Origin of the sequence: Microbacterium sp. Y-01 (assembly GCF_003856715.1) — a bacterium.
In the GTDB taxonomy this organism is placed as follows: Bacteria; Actinomycetota; Actinomycetes; order Actinomycetales; family Microbacteriaceae; genus Microbacterium; species Microbacterium algeriense.
This window is the reverse complement of the sequence record NZ_CP024170.1, coordinates 2,860,334-2,877,834: the sequence shown is the minus strand read 5'-3', so window position 1 is coordinate 2,877,834 and position 17,501 is coordinate 2,860,334. Positions and strand designations below refer to the sequence as shown.

The 17,501-nt window shown below is 70.2% G+C and carries 20 protein-coding genes; 7 read left to right on the top strand and 13 right to left on the bottom strand.

Features of this window, described 5'->3' with window-relative positions; genetic code table 11:
- Window positions 1-15: 15 nt before the first annotated feature.
- The 7 genes from CSX12_RS13690 to idi are packed head-to-tail and all read right to left on the bottom strand — an operon-like array spanning window position 16 to window position 5,689.
- Window positions 16-909, bottom strand: coding sequence for a prenyltransferase (locus CSX12_RS13690; RefSeq protein WP_124896158.1), 894 nt, complete (start codon window positions 907-909; stop codon window positions 16-18).
- Window positions 906-1,247 carry a lycopene cyclase domain-containing protein gene (locus CSX12_RS13685; protein WP_017201377.1) on the bottom strand — a complete coding sequence of 114 codons (342 nt, stop codon included), beginning with the start codon at window positions 1,245-1,247 and terminating at the stop codon, window positions 906-908. The genes CSX12_RS13690 and CSX12_RS13685 overlap by 4 nt, the downstream gene beginning before the upstream one ends.
- On the bottom strand, window positions 1,244-1,591 hold the full coding sequence (locus CSX12_RS13680) for a lycopene cyclase domain-containing protein (protein ID WP_124896922.1): 348 nt from the start codon (window positions 1,589-1,591) through the stop codon (window positions 1,244-1,246). Before CSX12_RS13680 ends, CSX12_RS13685 begins: the two co-directional genes overlap by 4 nt.
- Window positions 1,591-3,183, bottom strand: a complete 1,593-nt coding sequence (gene crtI / locus CSX12_RS13675) for a phytoene desaturase family protein (RefSeq protein ID WP_124896157.1) — start codon at window positions 3,181-3,183, stop codon at window positions 1,591-1,593. Before crtI ends, CSX12_RS13680 begins: the two co-directional genes overlap by 1 nt.
- Window positions 3,180-4,085, bottom strand: coding sequence for a squalene/phytoene synthase family protein (locus CSX12_RS13670; protein ID WP_124896156.1), 906 nt, complete (start codon window positions 4,083-4,085; stop codon window positions 3,180-3,182). The genes crtI and CSX12_RS13670 overlap by 4 nt, the downstream gene beginning before the upstream one ends.
- A complete protein-coding gene (locus tag CSX12_RS13665; RefSeq protein WP_124896155.1) occupies window positions 4,082-5,164 on the bottom strand; it encodes a polyprenyl synthetase family protein in 1,083 nt (360 codons plus the stop codon). The genes CSX12_RS13670 and CSX12_RS13665 overlap by 4 nt, the downstream gene beginning before the upstream one ends.
- 3 nt (window positions 5,165-5,167) lie before the next feature.
- Window positions 5,168-5,689, bottom strand: a complete 522-nt coding sequence (idi, locus tag CSX12_RS13660) for an isopentenyl-diphosphate Delta-isomerase (protein WP_017201372.1) — start codon at window positions 5,687-5,689, stop codon at window positions 5,168-5,170.
- A gap of 77 nt (window positions 5,690-5,766) precedes the next feature.
- Between idi and CSX12_RS13655 the strand changes: the two genes are divergently transcribed.
- Window positions 5,767-6,372: a MarR family transcriptional regulator gene (locus CSX12_RS13655; RefSeq protein ID WP_017201371.1), complete on the top strand. Its 606-nt coding sequence runs from the start codon at window positions 5,767-5,769 to the stop codon at window positions 6,370-6,372.
- A gap of 27 nt (window positions 6,373-6,399) precedes the next feature.
- On the opposite strand, the gene CSX12_RS13650 is transcribed toward CSX12_RS13655, so the two are convergent.
- Both CSX12_RS13650 and CSX12_RS13645 read right to left on the bottom strand, forming a co-directional pair.
- Window positions 6,400-6,762, bottom strand: coding sequence for an Lsr2 family protein (locus CSX12_RS13650; protein WP_124896154.1), 363 nt, complete (start codon window positions 6,760-6,762; stop codon window positions 6,400-6,402).
- 80 nt (window positions 6,763-6,842) lie between these two features.
- Entirely contained in the window at window positions 6,843-7,697 is an 855-nt protein-coding gene (locus CSX12_RS13645) for a LuxR C-terminal-related transcriptional regulator (RefSeq protein ID WP_017201369.1), read from the bottom strand.
- Between the two features lie 112 nt (window positions 7,698-7,809).
- On the opposite strand from CSX12_RS13645, the gene CSX12_RS13640 reads away from it, so the two are divergent.
- Entirely contained in the window at window positions 7,810-8,157 is a 348-nt protein-coding gene (locus tag CSX12_RS13640) for a DUF485 domain-containing protein (protein WP_017201368.1), read from the top strand.
- Window positions 8,154-9,791 carry a cation acetate symporter gene (locus CSX12_RS13635; protein WP_124896153.1) on the top strand — a complete coding sequence of 546 codons (1,638 nt, stop codon included), beginning with the start codon at window positions 8,154-8,156 and terminating at the stop codon, window positions 9,789-9,791. The genes CSX12_RS13640 and CSX12_RS13635 overlap by 4 nt, the downstream gene beginning before the upstream one ends.
- A 78-nt stretch (window positions 9,792-9,869) precedes the next feature.
- Here CSX12_RS13635 and CSX12_RS13630 read toward each other — a convergent pair whose 3' ends face one another.
- Complete coding sequence (locus CSX12_RS13630; protein WP_124896152.1) at window positions 9,870-10,382, bottom strand: methylated-DNA--[protein]-cysteine S-methyltransferase; 513 nt, start codon at window positions 10,380-10,382, stop codon at window positions 9,870-9,872.
- A gap of 230 nt (window positions 10,383-10,612) precedes the next feature.
- Here CSX12_RS13630 and CSX12_RS13625 point away from each other — a divergent pair, with 230 nt between their 5' ends.
- The gene (locus CSX12_RS13625) at window positions 10,613-14,275 is read left to right on the top strand and encodes an ATP-binding protein (protein WP_124896921.1); all 3,663 of its coding nucleotides are present in this window, start codon (window positions 10,613-10,615) and stop codon (window positions 14,273-14,275) included.
- On the top strand, window positions 14,272-14,475 hold the full coding sequence (locus CSX12_RS13620; protein ID WP_017202732.1) for a hypothetical protein: 204 nt from the start codon (window positions 14,272-14,274) through the stop codon (window positions 14,473-14,475). Before CSX12_RS13625 ends, CSX12_RS13620 begins: the two co-directional genes overlap by 4 nt.
- Window positions 14,476-14,558: 83 nt before the next feature.
- Here the strand turns inward: CSX12_RS13620 and mscL are convergent, their stop codons facing one another.
- The 3 genes from mscL to CSX12_RS13605 are packed head-to-tail and all read right to left on the bottom strand — an operon-like array spanning window position 14,559 to window position 15,889.
- Window positions 14,559-14,981: a large conductance mechanosensitive channel protein MscL gene (gene mscL, locus CSX12_RS13615; protein WP_017202731.1), complete on the bottom strand. Its 423-nt coding sequence runs from the start codon at window positions 14,979-14,981 to the stop codon at window positions 14,559-14,561.
- Window positions 14,982-15,004: 23 nt separating this feature from the next.
- The gene (locus CSX12_RS13610) at window positions 15,005-15,277 is read right to left on the bottom strand and encodes an FmdB family zinc ribbon protein (protein WP_017202730.1); all 273 of its coding nucleotides are present in this window, start codon (window positions 15,275-15,277) and stop codon (window positions 15,005-15,007) included.
- 15 nt (window positions 15,278-15,292) lie between these two features.
- Window positions 15,293-15,889, bottom strand: a complete 597-nt coding sequence (locus CSX12_RS13605) for a 5-formyltetrahydrofolate cyclo-ligase (RefSeq protein WP_124896151.1) — start codon at window positions 15,887-15,889, stop codon at window positions 15,293-15,295.
- Window positions 15,890-15,930: 41 nt separating this feature from the next.
- Here CSX12_RS13605 and galU point away from each other — a divergent pair, with 41 nt between their 5' ends.
- Together galU and CSX12_RS13595 are read left to right on the top strand one after the other, a co-directional pair.
- The gene (gene galU, locus CSX12_RS13600; protein WP_017202728.1) at window positions 15,931-16,818 is read left to right on the top strand and encodes a UTP--glucose-1-phosphate uridylyltransferase GalU; all 888 of its coding nucleotides are present in this window, start codon (window positions 15,931-15,933) and stop codon (window positions 16,816-16,818) included.
- A gap of 43 nt (window positions 16,819-16,861) precedes the next feature.
- Window positions 16,862-17,473, top strand: a complete 612-nt coding sequence (locus tag CSX12_RS13595; RefSeq protein WP_017202727.1) for a GNAT family protein — start codon at window positions 16,862-16,864, stop codon at window positions 17,471-17,473.
- Window positions 17,474-17,501: the final 28 nt, after the last annotated feature.

Here is a 17,501-nt window from a genome sequence, read left to right as displayed (position 1 = left end):
GGCGGGTGCGCGTGGTCAGGAGACCCACGCCAGGATGAGGATCATGGTCGCGAGGAACCCCGCGACGTAGTTGAGGGCGATGAAGCGGCGCCACGCGCGGTTCGTCGTCGCCGAGGTCGCGTCCGTCACGTTCCACCACGGGGCGGCGTTGACGAGATACGGAAGCGCGAGGACCGCGGCCAGCGGTCCCGGCCACGGCGTCAGCAGCATCGCGGCTCCCGCGACCACCCAGAGGACGAGCGCCAGGCGCACGGTCGCCCGCGCGCCGATGACCGTCGCGATCGAGGAGATCCCCGCCTCGCGGTCGGGCCCGATGTCCTGCACGGCTCCGAAGGCGTGCGCGGCCATGCCCCAGAGGAAGAACGCGCTCAGGGTGAGCACGACCGCGGGTGTGACGGGAGCGCCGGCCAGCGCGAGTCCGACGATCGCGGGGCTCACGAAGTGGGTGCTCGAGGTGAGCGAGTCGAGGAACGGCCGTTCTTTGAACCGCAGGACCGGCGCGGAGTAGGCGATGACGGCGAAGACGCTCACGGCGAGCCAGATCCATGACGCCTGGTTCCCCACGGCCACGAGGTAGACGAGGAACGGGATGTTGGTCAGCGCAGCAGCCCACAGCGTCGCACGGTGGAGGCGCGGAGACAGGAGCGCGCCTTCAATGCCGCCCTTGCGCGGGTTCGCGAGGTCGGAGGCGTAGTCGAACACGTCGTTGATCCCGTACATCGCCAGGTTGTAAGGGATGAGGAAGTACACCGCTCCGATCACGAGCGTGAGGTCGACCTCGCGCGTCGTGAGGAGGTAGGCGGCGGCGAAGGGGAAGGCGGTGTTGATCCAGCTGATCGGCCGAGAGGAGAGCACGATCTGGGCGATCGCGCCGCCCACGCCTGCGCGGCCGGAGGGGTGGGCGCTCATGCCCCGCCCTCCTCGCGGTCGATCGACGGCTCGCGGCGCGAGCGACGCGAGCGCAGTGCGGTCCACAGCGCGGGCAGCAGCAGCACTCCGGCGAGCGGATAGGCGAAGTCCTCGATCGGCGCGAGCCCGATGTGCACGCCGGCGAGCTGTCCTGGCGCGTAGTGGAAGAGCCCTGCGGCGATCATGACGGTGTCGAACACCGCGGTGAGCAGCAGCAGCGTGAGCGCGGTGAGGCCCAGAGCCGCCGCATGCGGACGCCGACGCGTGATGAGCACCGCGCCGAGACCGCCGAGAGCGGCGACGGCGAGGAACGCGGTCGACAGGGAGAGGTAGCTCATCGTCCGGCTCCCGTCCCGGCCGATCGCCCGCGTCGGTGTTCGAGGATCCGGGCGGCGCCGGAGTAGATCACCATCGTGCACACGACGAGGAAGACCAGGAACACCGGCTCCTCGATCGGCAGCTCGGGCGCGAGCAGCAGACCGGTGGCGATCACGCCCTCTCCTCGGAAGAAGATCCCGTTGACGATGCCGGCGGCATCCCAGAGCAGGAAGAAGATGAACCCGACAGCCGTCACGATCGCCGCGGATACGGCGTCGCGCCAGAAGAACAGCCGGAACCGCCAGTCGAGCAGGAGCATGCACCCGAGCGAGACGAGCAGAGCGGCGAGGTAGATCGCGCCCATCATCGCGCCGCCTCGCCGGCGACCGGCTCGTCGAGCGGACCGGGGGAGTGGTCGCCGCGTACGCGCTTCAGCACGAGCTCGGCGCTGATCAGGCACATCGGGACCCCGACGCCCGGCGCGGTCGTGGCTCCGGCGTAGAACAGGCCCTGCACTCGGCGGGAGGCGTTCTGGGCGCGGAACATCGCGCTCTGCGACAGGATGTGCGCAGGGCCGAGCATGCCACCGCGCCAGGAGCGGTAGTCCGCGTGGAAGTCCGCTGGGCCCTTCGTCTCCCGTACGACGATCCGCTCGCGCAGGTCCGGAATCCCGGCCCATGCGGCGATCTGGTCGATCGCGGCATCGGCGGCCTCCTCCACGCGCGGAGAGCCCGAGCCGTCAGGCCCGCCGCCGCCGAGGTCGACGTCCGCGGGCACGGGGATCAGCACGAAGAGGTTCTCGTGGTCGGCCGGGGCGACGTCCGGATCGGTGGCGCTCGGTCGGCAGACGTAGATCGACGCCGGCGCGGGCACCGAGGGCGACGGACCGAAGATCGCGTCGAAGTTCGCGTCCCAGTCGTCCGTGAAGAACAGCGAGTGGTGCGGAAGCTGGGGGAGGGCGCCGCGAACGCCCAGCATCACCAGGACGCCGCCGGGGCCACTGGTCCGCCGAGCCCACCACGACTCGGGGTAGGACTGCAGCGAGCGGGGCAGCAGGGCGGTCTCGGTGTGGTGCAGGTCGGCGGCGGACACCACGATGTCCGCGCTCTCGACGTGGGTGTGCCCCGCCTCGTCCCGCCAGCCGACCCCGGTCGCGTGAGGGGCGCCGCCGATGTCCTGGGTGCGGATGCCGGTGACATCGGCGCCTGTCACGATCCGGACTCCCGCCTCGCGGGCGAGTCCTTCGATCCGCGCCACCACGCGCCAGAAGCCGCCCTGCGGGTAGCTGACGCCCTGGTCGAGGTCGAGTGCGCTCATCAGGTGGTACATCGCCGGGGCGCTGCGCGGGTCCGTGCCGAGGAAGACCGCGGGGTATCCGAGGATCTGACGGATGGCCGGATGCCGGAAGCGCCGGGCGGCGAAGGCCTGCAGACGCGTGCCCAGCAGGGCCGCCAACCGCGGCAGCGCGCGCAGCACGTCCGGAGCGGCGAGAGAGCGCAGCCGGGTGAAGGGGTTGTAGAGGAAGTACCTCTGCGCCATCGTCCCGGCGTGCTGCGCGGAGTCGAGGTACGCGTCGAGAGCCCCCGTCGAGCCGGGCTCCAGGGTCTCGAAGAGGCGGGTGACCGCGTCCCGACCCGCCGGCACCGTCACCGGTCCGTCCGCGGCATCCGAGGAGTCGGGGGAGCGGAAGACCCGGTACCCGGGATCGAGGCGCACGAGGTCGAGCTGCTCGGCGGTCGAGGTTCCCATCATCGCGAAGAAGTGGTCGAAGACCTCGGGCATCAGGTACCACGACGGACCCGAGTCGAACCGGAATCCGTCGCGCTCGATCGTGCCGGCGCGTCCGCCGACGCGGTCGTTCTTCTCCAGCACGACCACGTCGTGGCCCTCTTTCGCGAGCAGCCCCGCCGTCGCGAGACCGGCGACACCGGCGCCGATCACCACCACGCGGCTCATCGGTCCCGCTCCAGCGCGGTGACAAGGAGCGCGCGGGAGGCGAGCGCCGCCTTGACCGGATCCGGCACGCGGACGCGGCGTCGATAGAGCTCTTCGACCGGTGTTCTCGCGACGCGTCGGGTCAGGGCGGCGAACAGGGCGAGCGCACTGCGCACCGCCGCGCGGGCGTCCCTGGGCAGCAGCGGGATCGCCGCGCGGGCATCCTCGAGCTGCTGCGTGATCGTCTCGACCCACGCGTCGCGCTCGGCGTCCGTCAGCCGCTCGGTCCCGCCGAGGTATCCGCGGTGCAGGCGATCCGTGTCGTCGGCGAGGTCGCGCAGGAAGTTCACGTTCTGGAAGGCGGCGCCGAGCCGGCTGGCACCGTGCCGGAGCGTCTCGAGCTGCTCGGGCGTGCGCTCGACCCCGCGCAGGAACACCTGCAGGCACATCAGGCCGACGACCTCAGCGGAGCCGTGCACATAGGTCGCGTGCGCGTCCGCGTCGTAGGCGGCGAACCCGGAGTCCGTGGCGATGTCGGCCCGCATCGAGGCGAAGAAGGGGCCGGTGAGGTCCTCGCCGATCCCGCACTCGCGGGCCGTGCGCGCGAATGCATGCAGGATCAGGTCGCTGCTGTAGCCGGTGCGCATGGATCGATGGGTCTCGGCGATGTACGACTCGAGAGCGGCGGACTGTGCTCCGGCATCGAGCCCGGCCTCCGCGGCGACCCCGTCGACGATCTCGTCGGCGATGCGCACCATCGCGTAGATGTTGCGGACATGCTGGCGATGCCGCGCGCCGAGCAGGCGTGTGGCGAGTCCGAAGGAGGTCGAGTAGGTGCGGATCACGTCGGTCGTGGCGATCTCCGCCGTCCGGTTGAAGCGCTGGAGGGCGGCCCGGTCCGGGCCGTCGGCAGGGGCGTTCATTCGCTGCGGCCCTCGATGCGCGAGGCGAGCTGGAGGATGGTGTGCGCGACGGCCGGAGGCAGGGTGCCGTCCGCCTCCGCTTCGGCGAGGACGGTCGAGGCCGCGGCGAGCTGCTCCTGCACCAGGCCGCGGACGAAGTCCTCGGCGCCGCACTCGCGCAGCCGATCCCGCATGTCAGTGGCCTCCGAGGGCGTCAGGTCGGCGGTGCCGAAGCGGAGCTCGATGCTCGGCCAGTGCCCGGTCATCCTGGCGTACGCGACGATGGCCGTCTCCTTCCCCTCGCGGAGGTCGGAGAACGGGTCCTTGCCGTGCCTGTCGGCGTCGCCGAACACCGAGAGCAGGTCGTCCTGCAACTGGTAGGCGAGGCCGAGGTGGCCGCCGATCGCCGCGAGGTGCTCCTCCGCCGCGGGTGCGGCTCCGGCCAGCACGGCGGCGGCGCGCAGGGGGAGCACGAAGGAGTAGGTCGCGGTCTTGTGGGCGCTGGTCGCGAGGATGGTCCGCAGATCGGGCGTGATCACTCCATCGCTCAAGGCGACGTCGGCGTGCTCGCCGGCGACGGTCTCCAGGATGGTGTGCTCCAGCAGGGCGAGCAGTCGGTCGCGGGTGTCGGTGCTCGCGTCGACACGGGCGAAGCCGATGGTCGCCGAGGTCAGCAACAGGTCGCCGAGCAGGATCGCGCTGGATCGCGCCCAGTGCAGGACGGGCTCGGAGGGGTCGACCCCGTGCCGCTGCGCGAGCGTTCCGATCAGGTTCGGCCGGCGGCGGCGGAGGAGGTCGCCGTCGATCACGTCGTCGTGCAGGAGGAAGGCGAAGTGCAGCATCTCGACGTCGACGGCGATGCCGATCGCGCGCTGCGTCTCGTCCTTCGAGAGGCCGTGCGGAGACAGCGCGCGCAGCAGGTCGAGCAGCAGCCGCGGCCGCAGGAGCTTGCCGCCGGTGGCGTGTTCGGCCGCGGTCTGCCACAGGGCGACGAAGTCGGTCCCGTAGCGCTCGGCCGCGGCGGCGCGCTCGGCGAACCGCAGACGCAGAGCCTCCTCGATCCGCGTGCCGAGATCCTCGACCGTCGCCGTTGCGGACACCGGTCAGACCTCGCCGAGCCGATGCAGCTGGGGCAGCTGCTCCACGAGCCAGGGGCTGAACGCGAACGGCGCCGAGGCGACGGCCTCGATGAAGGCCTCGATCTCGACCCACGCCCATTCGGCCACCTCGTCGGGGTCGGCGGACGGCTCGTCATCGACCACGGCGATGTGCACGGGGCAGATCTCGTTCTCCACGATGCCGCTCGCATCGACGGCGCGGTACCGGTAGTCGGGGAGCACGAGTCGGACGGCGCTCAGGCGAAGGCCCAGCTCGTCCGCGGCGCGGCGGCGCACGGCGTCGAGCATCTCCTCGTCGGGTCGGGGGTGGCCGCAGAAGCTGTTGGTCCACACCCCCGGCCACGTGCGCTTGGAGAGGGCGCGGCGCGTGACGAGCAGTCGTCCGTTCCGGTCGAGCACGTAGCACGAGAAGGCGAGGTGCAGGGGGGTGTCGGTGGTGTGGACCTCGCTCTTCGGCAGGACGCCGACAGCGGTCCCGTCTTCGGCGAGGAGCGTCACGTCGTCCATGGCGTCCTCTCGACCTCTTTAGCTAACCAAGTGAATAATCAACTTAGCATGAAACTGTTCGTGTGTAACATGATCGCATGGACAGCGCGCGCGGCACCACCCCGGTCCCCGGTGCGCCTGCACACGACGGCCTCAGCCACGCCGCGATCTACGACGTCGAGGCCAGCGATCCGCGTAGTACCCTCGTCGATCGCACCGGCGTCCCTCCGGAGGACCTGCGTCAGATCGCCCTGCTGATGGAGGCGCTCGGCAATCTGCGCGATGCCGAGCAGCGCCTCTCCCAGGCCTCGCGCCGCTACATGCAGCTGAACGAGACAGACATGCGGGCGCTGCACTACCTGATCGTCTGCGCGAACCGCGAGCTGGTCGCGACGCCGAGCGGCATCGCCGGACACCTCGGGGTGTCGACGGCGGCGACCACGAAGCTCCTCGACCGGCTGGAGCGCGGCGGGCACATCCAGCGCTCGCCGCACCCCACGGACCGGAGGGCGCTGGCGATCACGATCACGCCCGAGACCAGGCACGCGGCGATGGAGACGGTGGGGCGGCAGCAGGCCAAGCGCTTCTACGCGGCGGCGCGACTGACGCCGGCCGAACGCGACGTCGTGATCCGATTCCTCGAGGACATGACCGAGGAGATCACGCTGCGCGACGAGCCGTGGCTGCCGAAAGCGGAGGAATAGGACTCCTCCGTCCGGCCCGCCGGGCGGTCAGTGTGCGGCGCGGTACGCCTCGAGAACCGACGCGGGAATACGACCGCGCTCCGAGAGGCTGTAGCCGTTCTCATTCGCCCAGGTGCGGATCGCGGCGACCTCGGGATTGCGCGCCGGACGCTTGCGCGAGGAAGAAGTGCGGGAAGCGCTCGACCCCCGCGACGCGGCGGAGGACCCGGCGCGCCGACCTGCGGAGATATACGGCTCGAGCGCCTTTCGCAATTCCTCGGCGTGGTCCGCATTCAGGTCGATCTCATAAGACGCGCCGTTGAGCGAGAAATGCACCGTCTCGCCTTCGCCGACCTCCAGGACGCTGCCATCGATGTCGTCGACCAGCTGGTGCACAATTCGTCTCGCCATGAAAGGGACTTTACCCGCCGAGTGGAAAGCGGACAACCGCGCATTTCGGCGCGTGTCATCATTCGATGTCCGGTGGGCGATCAGGGCAGGAGCCCGGCCCTGCGGGCGCGGGTCACGGCGGCGTGGCGCGTCGAGGCGTCGAGCTTGGACATCGCCGTCCCCAGATAGGCCTTCACGGTCCCTTCGCGGAGTCCGAGCTGAGACGCGATCTCGGCGTTGGTCGACCCCAGAGCGGCGCAGGCCAGCACGTCGGTCTCCCGCGGAGAGAGGTGCACGGTGGGGATCGCGCCCGTCGTCGCCGGCACCGCGTCTCCCGCGAGCGTGAGCAGACGGCGCTCGACCTGCGCGATACGGGCACGGATGTCGGCGTCGTCCACGGAGGCGGCGATGCTGCGGAGCTCCGCGAAACTCTCGCGCAGCTCCTCGCGCTGCGGTGGCGCGACCGCATCGCTCGCCGGTGCGGCCTGCAGCCGACGCTGCACCTCGTCGCGGATGCGGAGCTCGTCCGCGACCGACTGGGCCACCTGCATCGCGGGCGCCGTCGTGATCCCGCCGATCTGCTCCTCGTTCCACGCCCCCGCGTAGAGCACACCGCGCGATCGGCCCTGTACGACGATCGGCAGCGCGAGCAGGGTGCGCAACCCCTCGCCGAGCACGAACACGTCGTAGTCGTGCGTGATCTGCTGCGACGACCCGTAGTCGCTGGTCATCCGCGGGCGGAGCTCGATCATCGCGCGACCGCCGAGTCCGCGCTCGGGGCGGACCCGCAGACCGTCCAGAGAGCGGGTGCGCGCGCCCACGATGCTGGTCACGCTCACGACGCCCTCTTCGATGAGACCGCCGAAGGCGACGGGGAAACGCGTACGCCTGGCCAGCTCGCGCACCGCGTTGGCGACGAGCTCGGCCTCGGATTCGAGGGTGACCGTTGCGCTCAAGACGATTACCTACTTCCGGGGGTGACGACGCCGTTCCCCGTTTCGTAGCGTCGACCCTACCACTCGCGCGATCGGCTCGTGCGAGGACCCTGACATGTGGCAAGGAGGCCCCATGAGCGACCAGACGCACGCAGCACCGGACGGCGGGATCGATTACATCGCCGTCGAGCAGTCTCCGCGATTCCTCGCATTGAAACGCAAGCAGAGATCCTTCATCTTCCCTCTCGCGGCTTTCTTCCTCATCTGGTATTTCGTCTATGTGCTGCTCGCGGCCTTCGCGACCGACTTCATGGGACAGCGGGTCTGGGGCGATATCACTGTCGGTCTGCTCTTCGGGCTCGGGCAGTTCGTCACGACATTCGCGATCACCATGGCGTACGTGTCTTTCGCGAATAGGAAACTCGACCCGCTCTCCGCCGAGATCCGCGAAGACCTCGAGAAGGCGCAGGCGCAGGCATGAGCGTCATTCGCACCGCGACGGAGGCCGTCGAACTCGAGATCAATCCGGTCCTCAACATCTCCATATTCCTGGCATTCGTGGCCGTGACGCTGTTCATCGTCATCCGCGCGAGCCGCAACAACAAGACCGCCGCCGACTACTACGCGGCCGGACGCTCCTTCACCGGTCCGCAGAACGGCTTCGCCATCGCGGGCGACTACCTCTCCGCGGCCTCGTTCCTGGGCATCTGCGGCGCCATCGCGATCAACGGCTATGACGGATTCCTCTACTCGATCGGGTTCCTCGTCGCCTGGCTCGTCGCCTTGCTGCTGGTGGCCGAGCTGATGCGCAACACCGGGAAGTTCACGATGGCCGACGTGCTGTCGTTCCGGCTCAAGCAGCGTCCCGTGCGGATGGCGGCGGCCATCACCACCCTCGCGGTGTGCTTCTTCTACCTGCTGGCGCAGATGGCGGGAGCGGGAGGGCTGGTGTCTCTGCTCCTGGGCATCGACGGTCGTCTCGGCCAGTCGATCGTGATCGCCGTGGTGGGCGTGCTGATGATCGTGTACGTGCTGATCGGCGGCATGAAGGGCACCACCTGGGTGCAGATCGTCAAGGCGTTCCTCCTGATCGGCGGCGCGCTGGCGATGACGATCTGGGTCCTCGCGATCAACGGCTTCAGCCTGAACACGCTTCTGGAGGCGGCGGTCGCGAACTCCGACAAGGGCGATGCGGTGCTCAAGCCCGGTCTGCAGTACGGCGCGAACCCCTGGGACTTCCTCTCGCTCGGGATGGCGCTCGTGCTGGGCACGGCGGGACTGCCGCACGTCCTGATGCGCTTCTACACGGTGCCGACCGCCAAGGAGGCCCGTCGCTCCGTCGTGTGGGCCATCTGGCTCATCGGCGGCTTCTACCTGCTGACCCTCGTGCTCGGCTACGGGGCCGGGGCGCTCGTGGGCGCCGACGTCATCGCGGCGGCGCCCGGCGGCGTCAACTCCGCCGCGCCGCTCCTGGCGCTCGAGCTGGGCGGCCCGGTGCTCCTCGGCTTCATCTCCGCTGTCGCGTTCGCGACGATCCTGGCGGTCGTCGCCGGGCTGACCATCACGGCGGCTGCTTCGTTCGCGCATGACATCTACGCCAACGTGATCCAGAAGGGCAGGAAGGACGCGGCGGGCAAGCCGGTCGAGGCCGATCCGAACGGTGAGGTCCGCGTGGCGCGACGCACGGTCATCGTGATCGGCATCCTCGCGATCATCGGCGGGATCGGCGCTCAGGGGCAGAACATCGCGTTCCTCGTCGCGCTCGCCTTCGCGGTCGCCGCGTCGGCGAACCTCCCCACGATCCTGTACTCGCTGTTCTGGCGGCGGTTCACCACCCGCGGCGCGGTCTGGAGCATGTACGGAGGCCTGGGATCCGCCATCCTGCTGATCATCCTGTCCCCGGTGTTCTCCGGTACGCCGACCTCGATGATCCCGGGGATCGACATCGCCGTCTGGCCGTTGAACAATCCGGGCATCGTCTCGATCCCGCTCGGCTTCCTGCTCGGCTGGCTCGGCACGATCACGAGCACGCGCAAGGAGTCGCCGCAGCTGGCCGCCGAGATGGAGGTGCGCTCGCTGACCGGTTTCGGTGCCGAGAAGGCCGTGGATCACTGACGGCGATCCACCGGTCCTGACGCGGACCGACGGGGACCCGGCGGCCTACACGCCGGGTCCCCGTCGCCTGTCGTCCGGTCAGCCGGCTTCGAGGTCGAGGAGGAATCGCTTGCGCTCCGGGTGCGCGCCGTACTGGCCGATGCTGCCGTCGGAGCGGACCACGCGATGCACGGGCACGATGATCGAGAACGGGGTCAGGCGACAGGCCGTGCCGACGGCGCGCGCGGCACCGGGATGCCCCGCGAGCACAGCGACCTCGCCGTAGCTCATGGTCTCGCCCCAGTCGATCGTGCAGATCGTCTGCAGCGCGGTGAGCGCGAACCCGTCCGCCAGGCGCCAGTCGAGGCGGACGTGCTCGTCGAAGCGGACCGGCTCGCCGTCGAAATAGCGGTCGAGGAGCTCGGTGAGCTCGTCGGCGGCTCCGGGGTCGTGCTCCGGGATCGCGCGCAGCTGGCGCGACACCCCTTCGAGGAGCCAGGGCACGCTCGGGTCGTGGGACTCGGAGAGATCGAAGCGGACGATGCCCTCGTGGGAGAAGACCGCGAGAGCATCGCCGAAAGGCGTCGGGGCGAAGTCGTATCGGAAGGTCATGCCCCCATCCTGACCGGCCCCCGCGTGTGCGCCGCACCGCGGGTCCGTCGACGGTGGAGAACGTCGGCTCAGCCGGATCGATGCAGAACGAGTGCCGATCGCCCGCGGACAGGCGGGAATTCGGCGGAAACCCGCCCGGGTTACGCGTGCGGACGCGGTCGCGCGCCTAGGGTGTCAGTGTGTGGCGACGTGAAGAGAAGTCTGCGGGTGACACAGCGGCGGACGCTGCTGTGTCGCTCGGCGATCTGCACGATTCCACGACCGGTGTGGAGATCGCACACGCGGCGGAGGCCGAGCGCACCCGGCTGCGCGCGGAGGCGGCGGACCTGGGCGGCCCCTCGCCGCTGACCAGCTTCCGCGACCGCCCGGAATCCGGCATCGACATCTCCAAGGCGCACCCCGGCAGCCTGCCGCAGTTCATCACGGGCAAGTCGACGCTGCTGTCGAACCTGTTCCGCGACGAGGTCGGGCTGCGCACGGCGCGGCTCGCAGCCGAGCGCATCACGGCCAAGAACACCGAGCTGCGCACGGTCCGAGGGATCGAAGCCGTCCACCTCGCCGTCGGCGTCGCCCGATGGCGGATCGGGGGAGCGGACTTCGCGGCTCCGGTGCTGCTGCGCCCGCTGGCGATCCGTCGTCATCACTCGGATTTCGAGCTCAAGCTCCAGGGGGCCTTCGAGGTCAACCCCGAACTCGTCCGCATCGCCCGCGATCACTTCGGGCTCTCGATCGACGCCGCGGCGCTCGCCGCCCTCGCGTACGACGGCGGGATCTTCAAGCCGCAGCCGGTGATCGACAGCCTGCGCGCCATGACGCGTGCGATCGACACGTTCTCCGTCGAGCCGCGACTGGTGGTGTCGACGTTCGCCGATGTGTCCGGCGGGATGTCCCGCGACGGCGGCAGCCTCGACCATCAGCTCTTGAACGCGCTCGGGGGACACGCCGGTGACCGCGAGCAGGTCACCGCGCCCCGGGCGACCCCGCACCACGTCGGTCCGGATGACCGCGCACCGGCGTCGGACAACCTGCTCCTCGATGCGGACGCCGAGCAGGAGGCCGTGCTCGCCCGGATCGCCGCAGGACACTCCCTCACCGTGGCGACGCTGCCGGGCACCGGGGGAACCCAGACCGTGATCAACGCCCTCGGGGAGCTGGTCCGCGGGGGCAAGCGCGTGCTCGTCGTCTCCGCTCGTCGCTCCACGCTGGACGGGGTGCGGCACCGCCTCGCCGGGATCGGCCTCGACAGCCTCGCGGTCTCGCCGGCGAGCGTCCGCCGCGACCTGGTCAGGGCGATCGGAAGGAACGAGAAGGCGACCGCGCCCAAGGTCAGCGAGGTCGACGATGCGCTCGTGCGACTGCGCACGGTGCTCCGCGACTACCGGCGGGCGCTGACGGCCCCGGTGGCGGGGCTCAACGCCTCCGTCCTGGATGCGACCCGTCAGCTCACGCGCCTCGCCTCGCTTCCCGTGCCGCCGTCGACCACCGCCCGCCTCGGCACGGATGCGCTGCGCCGGCTCGCAGCGGACCGCACCGAGGCCGCGGAGGCGCTCGCCCAGGCCGCGCGCCTCGGCGAGTTCCGCTTCGGCCCGAACGACTCGCCCTGGTACGGCGTGACCTTCGCCAGCACCGAGGCTGCCCGCGCCGCCCACGAGCTGGCCGGCCGTCTGCACTCCTCGAGCGTGCCGACGCTCCTCGAGCGCGGCTACGAGCTGATCGCCCAGACCCACATGCGTCCGTTCGCGACCATCGACGAGCTCGGCGAGTACCTGCGACTGCTGCAGGGGATCCGCGACTCCCTCGACCGGTTCAGCCCGACCGTGTTCGAGCGTCCGCTCGGCGAGCTCATCCAGGCGCACGGCTCGCGTCGCGATGCGCCTGGTCTGTCCGGAGCGAACCGTCGCCGGCTGCGGCGTCTCGCTAAGGAGTACGTGCGCCCCGGCGTCCACGTCACCGAGATGCACGAGGCGCTGCTGCGCATCCAGGCCCAGCGCACGCAGTGGCAGCGCTTCGTCGAGGCCGGTGTCGCCCCGGAGATCCCGCTCGGCCTCGCCGACGTGTCGTCCGCGTGGCAGAGGGTCGAGGCGGAGCTCGCCGAGCTCGACGCCGCACTGGGACGCCGCGAGCCCCTGGCCTCGCTGCCGGTGGCCCGACTGGTGCGCACGCTCGCCGGCCTCGCCGCCAAGTCCGACGTCTTCGAGAACCTGGTCGAGCGCGCGCAGCTGCGGGACCGACTCGCTCTGCTGGGTCTGGGCCCTCTGCTGGCCGATCTGTCGGTGCGCCACGTCTCCGAGTCCCAGGTGGGGGAGGAGCTGGAGTTCGCGTGGTGGCAGTCGCTGCTGGAGCGCGCGCTGCAGGACGATCGGGCCCTCCTCGGGGCGAACACCGCCGTCGTCGACCGTCTGGAGCGGGACTTCCGGCTCGTGGACGAGGCCCACGCGGCGATGGCCGGTCCGTTGCTGGCGTGGCAGCTCGCCAACCAGTGGCGCATCGCGATCGTCGATGAGCCGGAGCAGTCGCAGAACCTGCGACGGGCGCTGACGCAGCAGGCCACGAGCACCGCGCAGATCGTGAGCGCCGCGCCGACCCTGGTCGACGCGCTCGCGCCCGTGTGGATCTCTTCGCCGTACCTGGTGCCGGAGATCCCGGACTCCGTGGAGTTCGACGCCGTGCTTCTCGTCGATGCCGCGGCGATCAACCTCGCCGAGGCGGCCCCCTCGATTCGGCGCGCGCGTCAGATCGTCGCGTTCGGCGACCCGGTCACGCAGCGCCCGACGCCCTTCCACCTCGCCGTGGATCCCGACGAGTCCTGGGAGCCGGAGGTTCCCTTCGACGACGTCTCGGCATTCGAGCGGCTGTCCGAACTGCTGCCGGTGATGACCCTGACGCGCAGCTACCGCGCGGGAGGGGAAGACCTCGCCGAGCTGATCAACGACGCCTTCTACGGTGGAGAGATCGTCTCGCTGCCGTGGGCCGGTTCCTACCTCGGGCGCGGCAGCCTCACGGTCGACTACGTCGAGGGCGGGACGGGAACCCCCGACCCGATCTCGGGCGCGGTCGAGAGCCCGGATGCCGAGGTCGCCAGGGTCGTGACCCTCGTCGTCGAGCATGCCGTGCACCGGCCTGCCGAGTCCCTCATGGTCGTCACCGCGAGCGCGCGGCACGCGGAGCGCGTCCGCGCAGCGGTCACCGCGGCCTTCGCGGGACGCTCCGACGTGGCGGACTTCGTCGGCCGGGATACGGCCGAGCCGTTCGCCGTCCTGACGCTCGAGGAGTCCGTGGCGGAGAGCCGCGACCGGGTGATCTTCTCGCTCGGATTCGGCCTCACGAAGCACGGGCGCGTGCTGAGCGACTTCGGCGACCTGTCCACCCCCGACGGGGAGCGGCTGCTCACGGTCGGGATGACGCGCGCGCGTCGGTCGATGGTCATCGTCTCCTCGATCCGCCCCTCCTCGTTCGACGACGGACGCCTCGAGCACGGAGCGGCGACGCTCATGTCGATCCTCGGCGGTCTCGCCGCGCGCGGCAGGGACGCCAGGCTCGAGGACCTCGCCGATCCGCTCACCCTCGCCCTGGCCCGCGAGCTGCGACGCCTCGGTGCCTCCGTCGACGTCGACTACCGTGGGCTGCTTCCCCTGGTGGCGCAGCACGGCGGCAAAGCCGTGGTCATCGAATCCGATCCGGAGACGCGGGGCGAGTCGCTGCGCGAGACGCTGCGGCTGCGCCCGCACGTGCTCCGGCGCCTGGGCTGGCACTATGTGCGCGTGCACGCCTTCGATCTGTACAGCGACCCGGTCACGGTCGCGAGCCGCATCGCCGCTGTCCTCGGCATCTCCGACTCCGCGCCGCGCGCGGAGAACGACACGCAGCCGATCGATCTCGGCGACGCGGGATGACCGACGAGCCGGACGGCTCCGCACCGCGTCAGCGCGTCGTGCGCATCGCGGGTTCGCGGCGAGCCCGGCTGACCCCGGTTCCCGGGAGCGATCCCGCGCCCGAGGCGAAGACCGACGACGCACCGCCGCCGGCTCGTCCGAAGGGCGCGAAGGGACCGAACGACGATCAGCTCCGGCAGGACGTGCCGCCGCACTACTGAGGAAGCCGTGGGCCGAGGTGCGCCCGGAAAGCGAGACGCACGGCCCTCCGGGGAGGACCGTGCGTTTGGATGTGCGAGAGGCGTCAGGCGCCGCGCTGCACCTTGAGCAGGTCGCGGATCTCGACGAGCAGCTCGGCCTCGGTCGCCGCTGCCGGCTCCTCCTCCGGCTCCTCGGCGGGCGTGCCCTTGCGTGCCTCGACGTGCGCCTTGAACGTGTTCATCGGCAGGACGAACACGAAGTAGACGACCGCGGCGACCGCGAGGAAGCTGATGATCGCGGAGATCAGGTCGCCGATCGGGAACGTGACGGTCTCGCCGTAGATGTTCGGGACCTGGATGCCGAACTGCCCGGCGGCGTCCGCCTTCAGGAAGAGGGCGATGAGCGGGTTGATGATGCTGTTGACGACGGCCGTGACGATGGCGGTGAACGCGGTGCCGATGACGACCGCGACGGCCAGATCGATGACGTTCCCGCGGAGCAGGAAGTCCTTGAAACCTTTGAGCATGGAAACCCCCAGTCGGATGGGCCTCAGTTCGAGGCGGGAGTCGACGCAGCGGCCGGTTTGGCGCTCGTCGTCGATTCCGACTTCGATGATGCCGAAGCATCCTTCGAACCCCCGGATTTGGCGCGCGAGTCCGTGCGATAGAAGCCCGAGCCGTTGAACGTCACGCCGATCGAGCCGTACTGCTTGCGCAGCGCGCCGCCGCACTCGGGGCACACCGTGAGCGCGTCATCCGAGAAGCTCTGCACGGCGTCGAACTGGTGCCCGCACGAGGTGCAGGCATAGGCGTAGGTGGGCATGGAGGTCCTTGCGGGTCAGCGTCGCCGAGGCGACAGGGTGAGCGTCTGCGACGGGGTGACGATGCCGTTCACCGGCTGGTCGTGCACCTCTCGCGGAAGTTCGTCGAGTACCTCGGAATCATAGATGACGGCGTAGACGGGAGGGCACTTCTCCATCGATCCGATGGTCTTGTCGAAGTAGCCGCGCCCCCAGCCCATGCGCATTCCGGTGCGGTCGACGGCGGCCGCCGGCACGATCATCAGGTCGACGTCGTTGACCGCGATCGGGCCGAGCACCTCGCCCGTCGGCTCCGGCAGGCCGAACAGGCCCTCCGCCACCTCGTCGTCGTCCGTGGCCACGGCCCAGTCCAGCAGGCCGTCCGCGCGCGTGACGGGAAGGAGCACGCGGATGCCCCGGCGCACCGCCCTGGTCACGAACTCCCGCGTCCCGGGTTCGGTGGTCGTGGACAGGAAGCAGGAGATGGACCGCGCTCCGAGTTCGTCGATCAGCGCGTCGAGGCGTTCGCCGATCGCGGCGGCCGCGGCTTCGCGCTGCGGATCGGAGAGGAGCTGGCGTCGCTCGCGCAGCTCGGCGCGCAGCGCACGCTTGGCGTGTTCGACGTCGTTCGACATGGCTCCGAGTCTAGGGCGACGGTCACCGCTAGGCTGGGAGGATGGCTGACCACAAGATCAAAGCCGTCATTCCCGCGGCAGGACTGGGGACGCGATTCCTCCCCGCGACGAAGGCGATGCCGAAAGAGATGCTCCCCGTCGTCGACAAGCCGGCGATCCAGTACGTCGTCGAAGAGGCGGCCGACGCCGGCATCGAGGACATCCTGGTCATCATCGGCCGGAACAAGAACGCAATCTCCAACCACTTCGACTCGGTTCCCGAGCTCGAGGTGAAGCTGATGGAGAAGGGCGACACCGGTCGCCTGGAGCGGGTCATGAAGTCCAGCGACCTCGCGGACATCCACTTCGTGCGTCAGGGCGAGCCGAAGGGACTCGGTCACGCGGTGCTGCGCGCACGGACCCACGTCGGCGACAGCTCCTTCGCCGTCCTCCTCGGCGATGACCTCATCGACGAGCGCGACCCGCTGCTGACCGACATGATCGCCGAGCACGAGCGCACCGGCGCCGCCGTCGTCGCACTGATGGAGGTCGACCCCGACAGCATCCACATGTACGGCGCCGCTGCCGTCGAGCCGCTCGAGGGCTCCGACGCGGTCCGGGTCACGGGCCTCGTGGAGAAGCCCGCCAAGGAGGACGCGCCCTCCAACCTCGCGATCATCGGTCGCTACGTCCTTCCGGCATCCGTGTTCGACATCCTCGAGCGCACCGAGCCGGGCAAGGGCGGCGAGATCCAGCTGACCGATGCGCTGCAGGAGCTCGCGACCGACCCCGACGGCCCCGGCGTCGTCGGCGTCGTCTTCGGAGGCCGCCGCTACGACACGGGAGACCGGGTCGACTACATCAAGGCGATCGTGCAGCTGGCCTCGGACCGGGATGACCTCGGCCCGGAGCTGCGGCCCTGGCTCAAGGAGTTCGCGGAACGCCTCTAGGCGACTCCGCGGGCGTCGGTGCGGCATGGATTCGACGGCAGGAATGCGACACGGACCCATCGAACTGCGGCTGGTCCGTGCGAAGGACGCCCGAGCACTGCAGCACGAGCTGCTGTCGAATCGCTCCTGGCTGCAGCCGTGGGAGGCGACGGTCCCGTACGGGTCGGTCTCGTTCGACATGCGGCTGAGCATCCGACGTCTCCTGCAGCAGTATCGCGACGGCTCCGGTTACCCGTTCGTCATGGAGTACGACGGCGAGATCGCCGGGCAGCTCAACGTGTGGGGTGTCTCGCGCGGTTCGCTGTGCTCGGCGACGATCGGGTACTGGGTGAGCGAGCGGTTCGCCGGCAAGGGCATCACGCCGACGGCCGTGGCGCTCGCGACCGACGCCTGCTTCACGGAGTACGGACTGCATCGGATGGAGATCTGCATCCGCCCGGAGAACGCTGCGAGCCTCCGCATCGTCCAGAAGCTCGGCTTCCGGTATGAGGGGCTGCGTCGTCGGTACATCCATATCGACGGCGACTGGCGCGACCACTACGCGTTCGCTTTGACGCGAGAGGATGTGCCGCAGGGCGTGCTCGCGCGCTGGCTGAACGGCCAGGTGCCGCCCGAGGCCGCGACCGTCCCGCCGTCGGACCGCATCTCGCACTGAACGGCGGGGTCGCCGGTCGGATCCGGAA

Bases quoted from the DNA above. Each gene is read 5' to 3' on its own strand.
- CSX12_RS13670 (WP_124896156.1), bottom strand. From the start codon at position 4,085: ATGAACGCCCCTGCCGACGGCCCGGACCGGGCCGCCCTCCAGCGCTTC.
- CSX12_RS13680 (WP_124896922.1), bottom strand. From the start codon at position 1,591: ATGGGCGCGATCTACCTCGCCGCTCTGCTCGTCTCGCTCGGGTGCATG.
- galU (WP_017202728.1), top strand. From the start codon at position 15,931: ATGGCTGACCACAAGATCAAAGCCGTCATTCCCGCGGCAGGACTGGGG.
- CSX12_RS13640 (WP_017201368.1), top strand. From the start codon at position 7,810: ATGAGCGACCAGACGCACGCAGCACCGGACGGCGGGATCGATTACATC.
- CSX12_RS13620 (WP_017202732.1), top strand. From the start codon at position 14,272: ATGACCGACGAGCCGGACGGCTCCGCACCGCGTCAGCGCGTCGTGCGC.
- idi (WP_017201372.1), bottom strand. From the start codon at position 5,689: ATGGACGACGTGACGCTCCTCGCCGAAGACGGGACCGCTGTCGGCGTC.
- CSX12_RS13630 (WP_124896152.1), bottom strand. From the start codon at position 10,382: ATGACCTTCCGATACGACTTCGCCCCGACGCCTTTCGGCGATGCTCTC.
- CSX12_RS13685 (WP_017201377.1), bottom strand. From the start codon at position 1,247: ATGAGCTACCTCTCCCTGTCGACCGCGTTCCTCGCCGTCGCCGCTCTC.
- CSX12_RS13650 (WP_124896154.1), bottom strand. From the start codon at position 6,762: ATGGCGAGACGAATTGTGCACCAGCTGGTCGACGACATCGATGGCAGC.
- mscL (WP_017202731.1), bottom strand. From the start codon at position 14,981: ATGCTCAAAGGTTTCAAGGACTTCCTGCTCCGCGGGAACGTCATCGAT.
- CSX12_RS13690 (WP_124896158.1), bottom strand. From the start codon at position 909: ATGAGCGCCCACCCCTCCGGCCGCGCAGGCGTGGGCGGCGCGATCGCC.
- CSX12_RS13635 (WP_124896153.1), top strand. From the start codon at position 8,154: ATGAGCGTCATTCGCACCGCGACGGAGGCCGTCGAACTCGAGATCAAT.
- CSX12_RS13595 (WP_017202727.1), top strand. From the start codon at position 16,862: ATGCGACACGGACCCATCGAACTGCGGCTGGTCCGTGCGAAGGACGCC.
- CSX12_RS13605 (WP_124896151.1), bottom strand. From the start codon at position 15,889: ATGTCGAACGACGTCGAACACGCCAAGCGTGCGCTGCGCGCCGAGCTG.
- CSX12_RS13655 (WP_017201371.1), top strand. From the start codon at position 5,767: ATGGACAGCGCGCGCGGCACCACCCCGGTCCCCGGTGCGCCTGCACAC.
- CSX12_RS13610 (WP_017202730.1), bottom strand. From the start codon at position 15,277: ATGCCCACCTACGCCTATGCCTGCACCTCGTGCGGGCACCAGTTCGAC.
- crtI (WP_124896157.1), bottom strand. From the start codon at position 3,183: ATGAGCCGCGTGGTGGTGATCGGCGCCGGTGTCGCCGGTCTCGCGACG.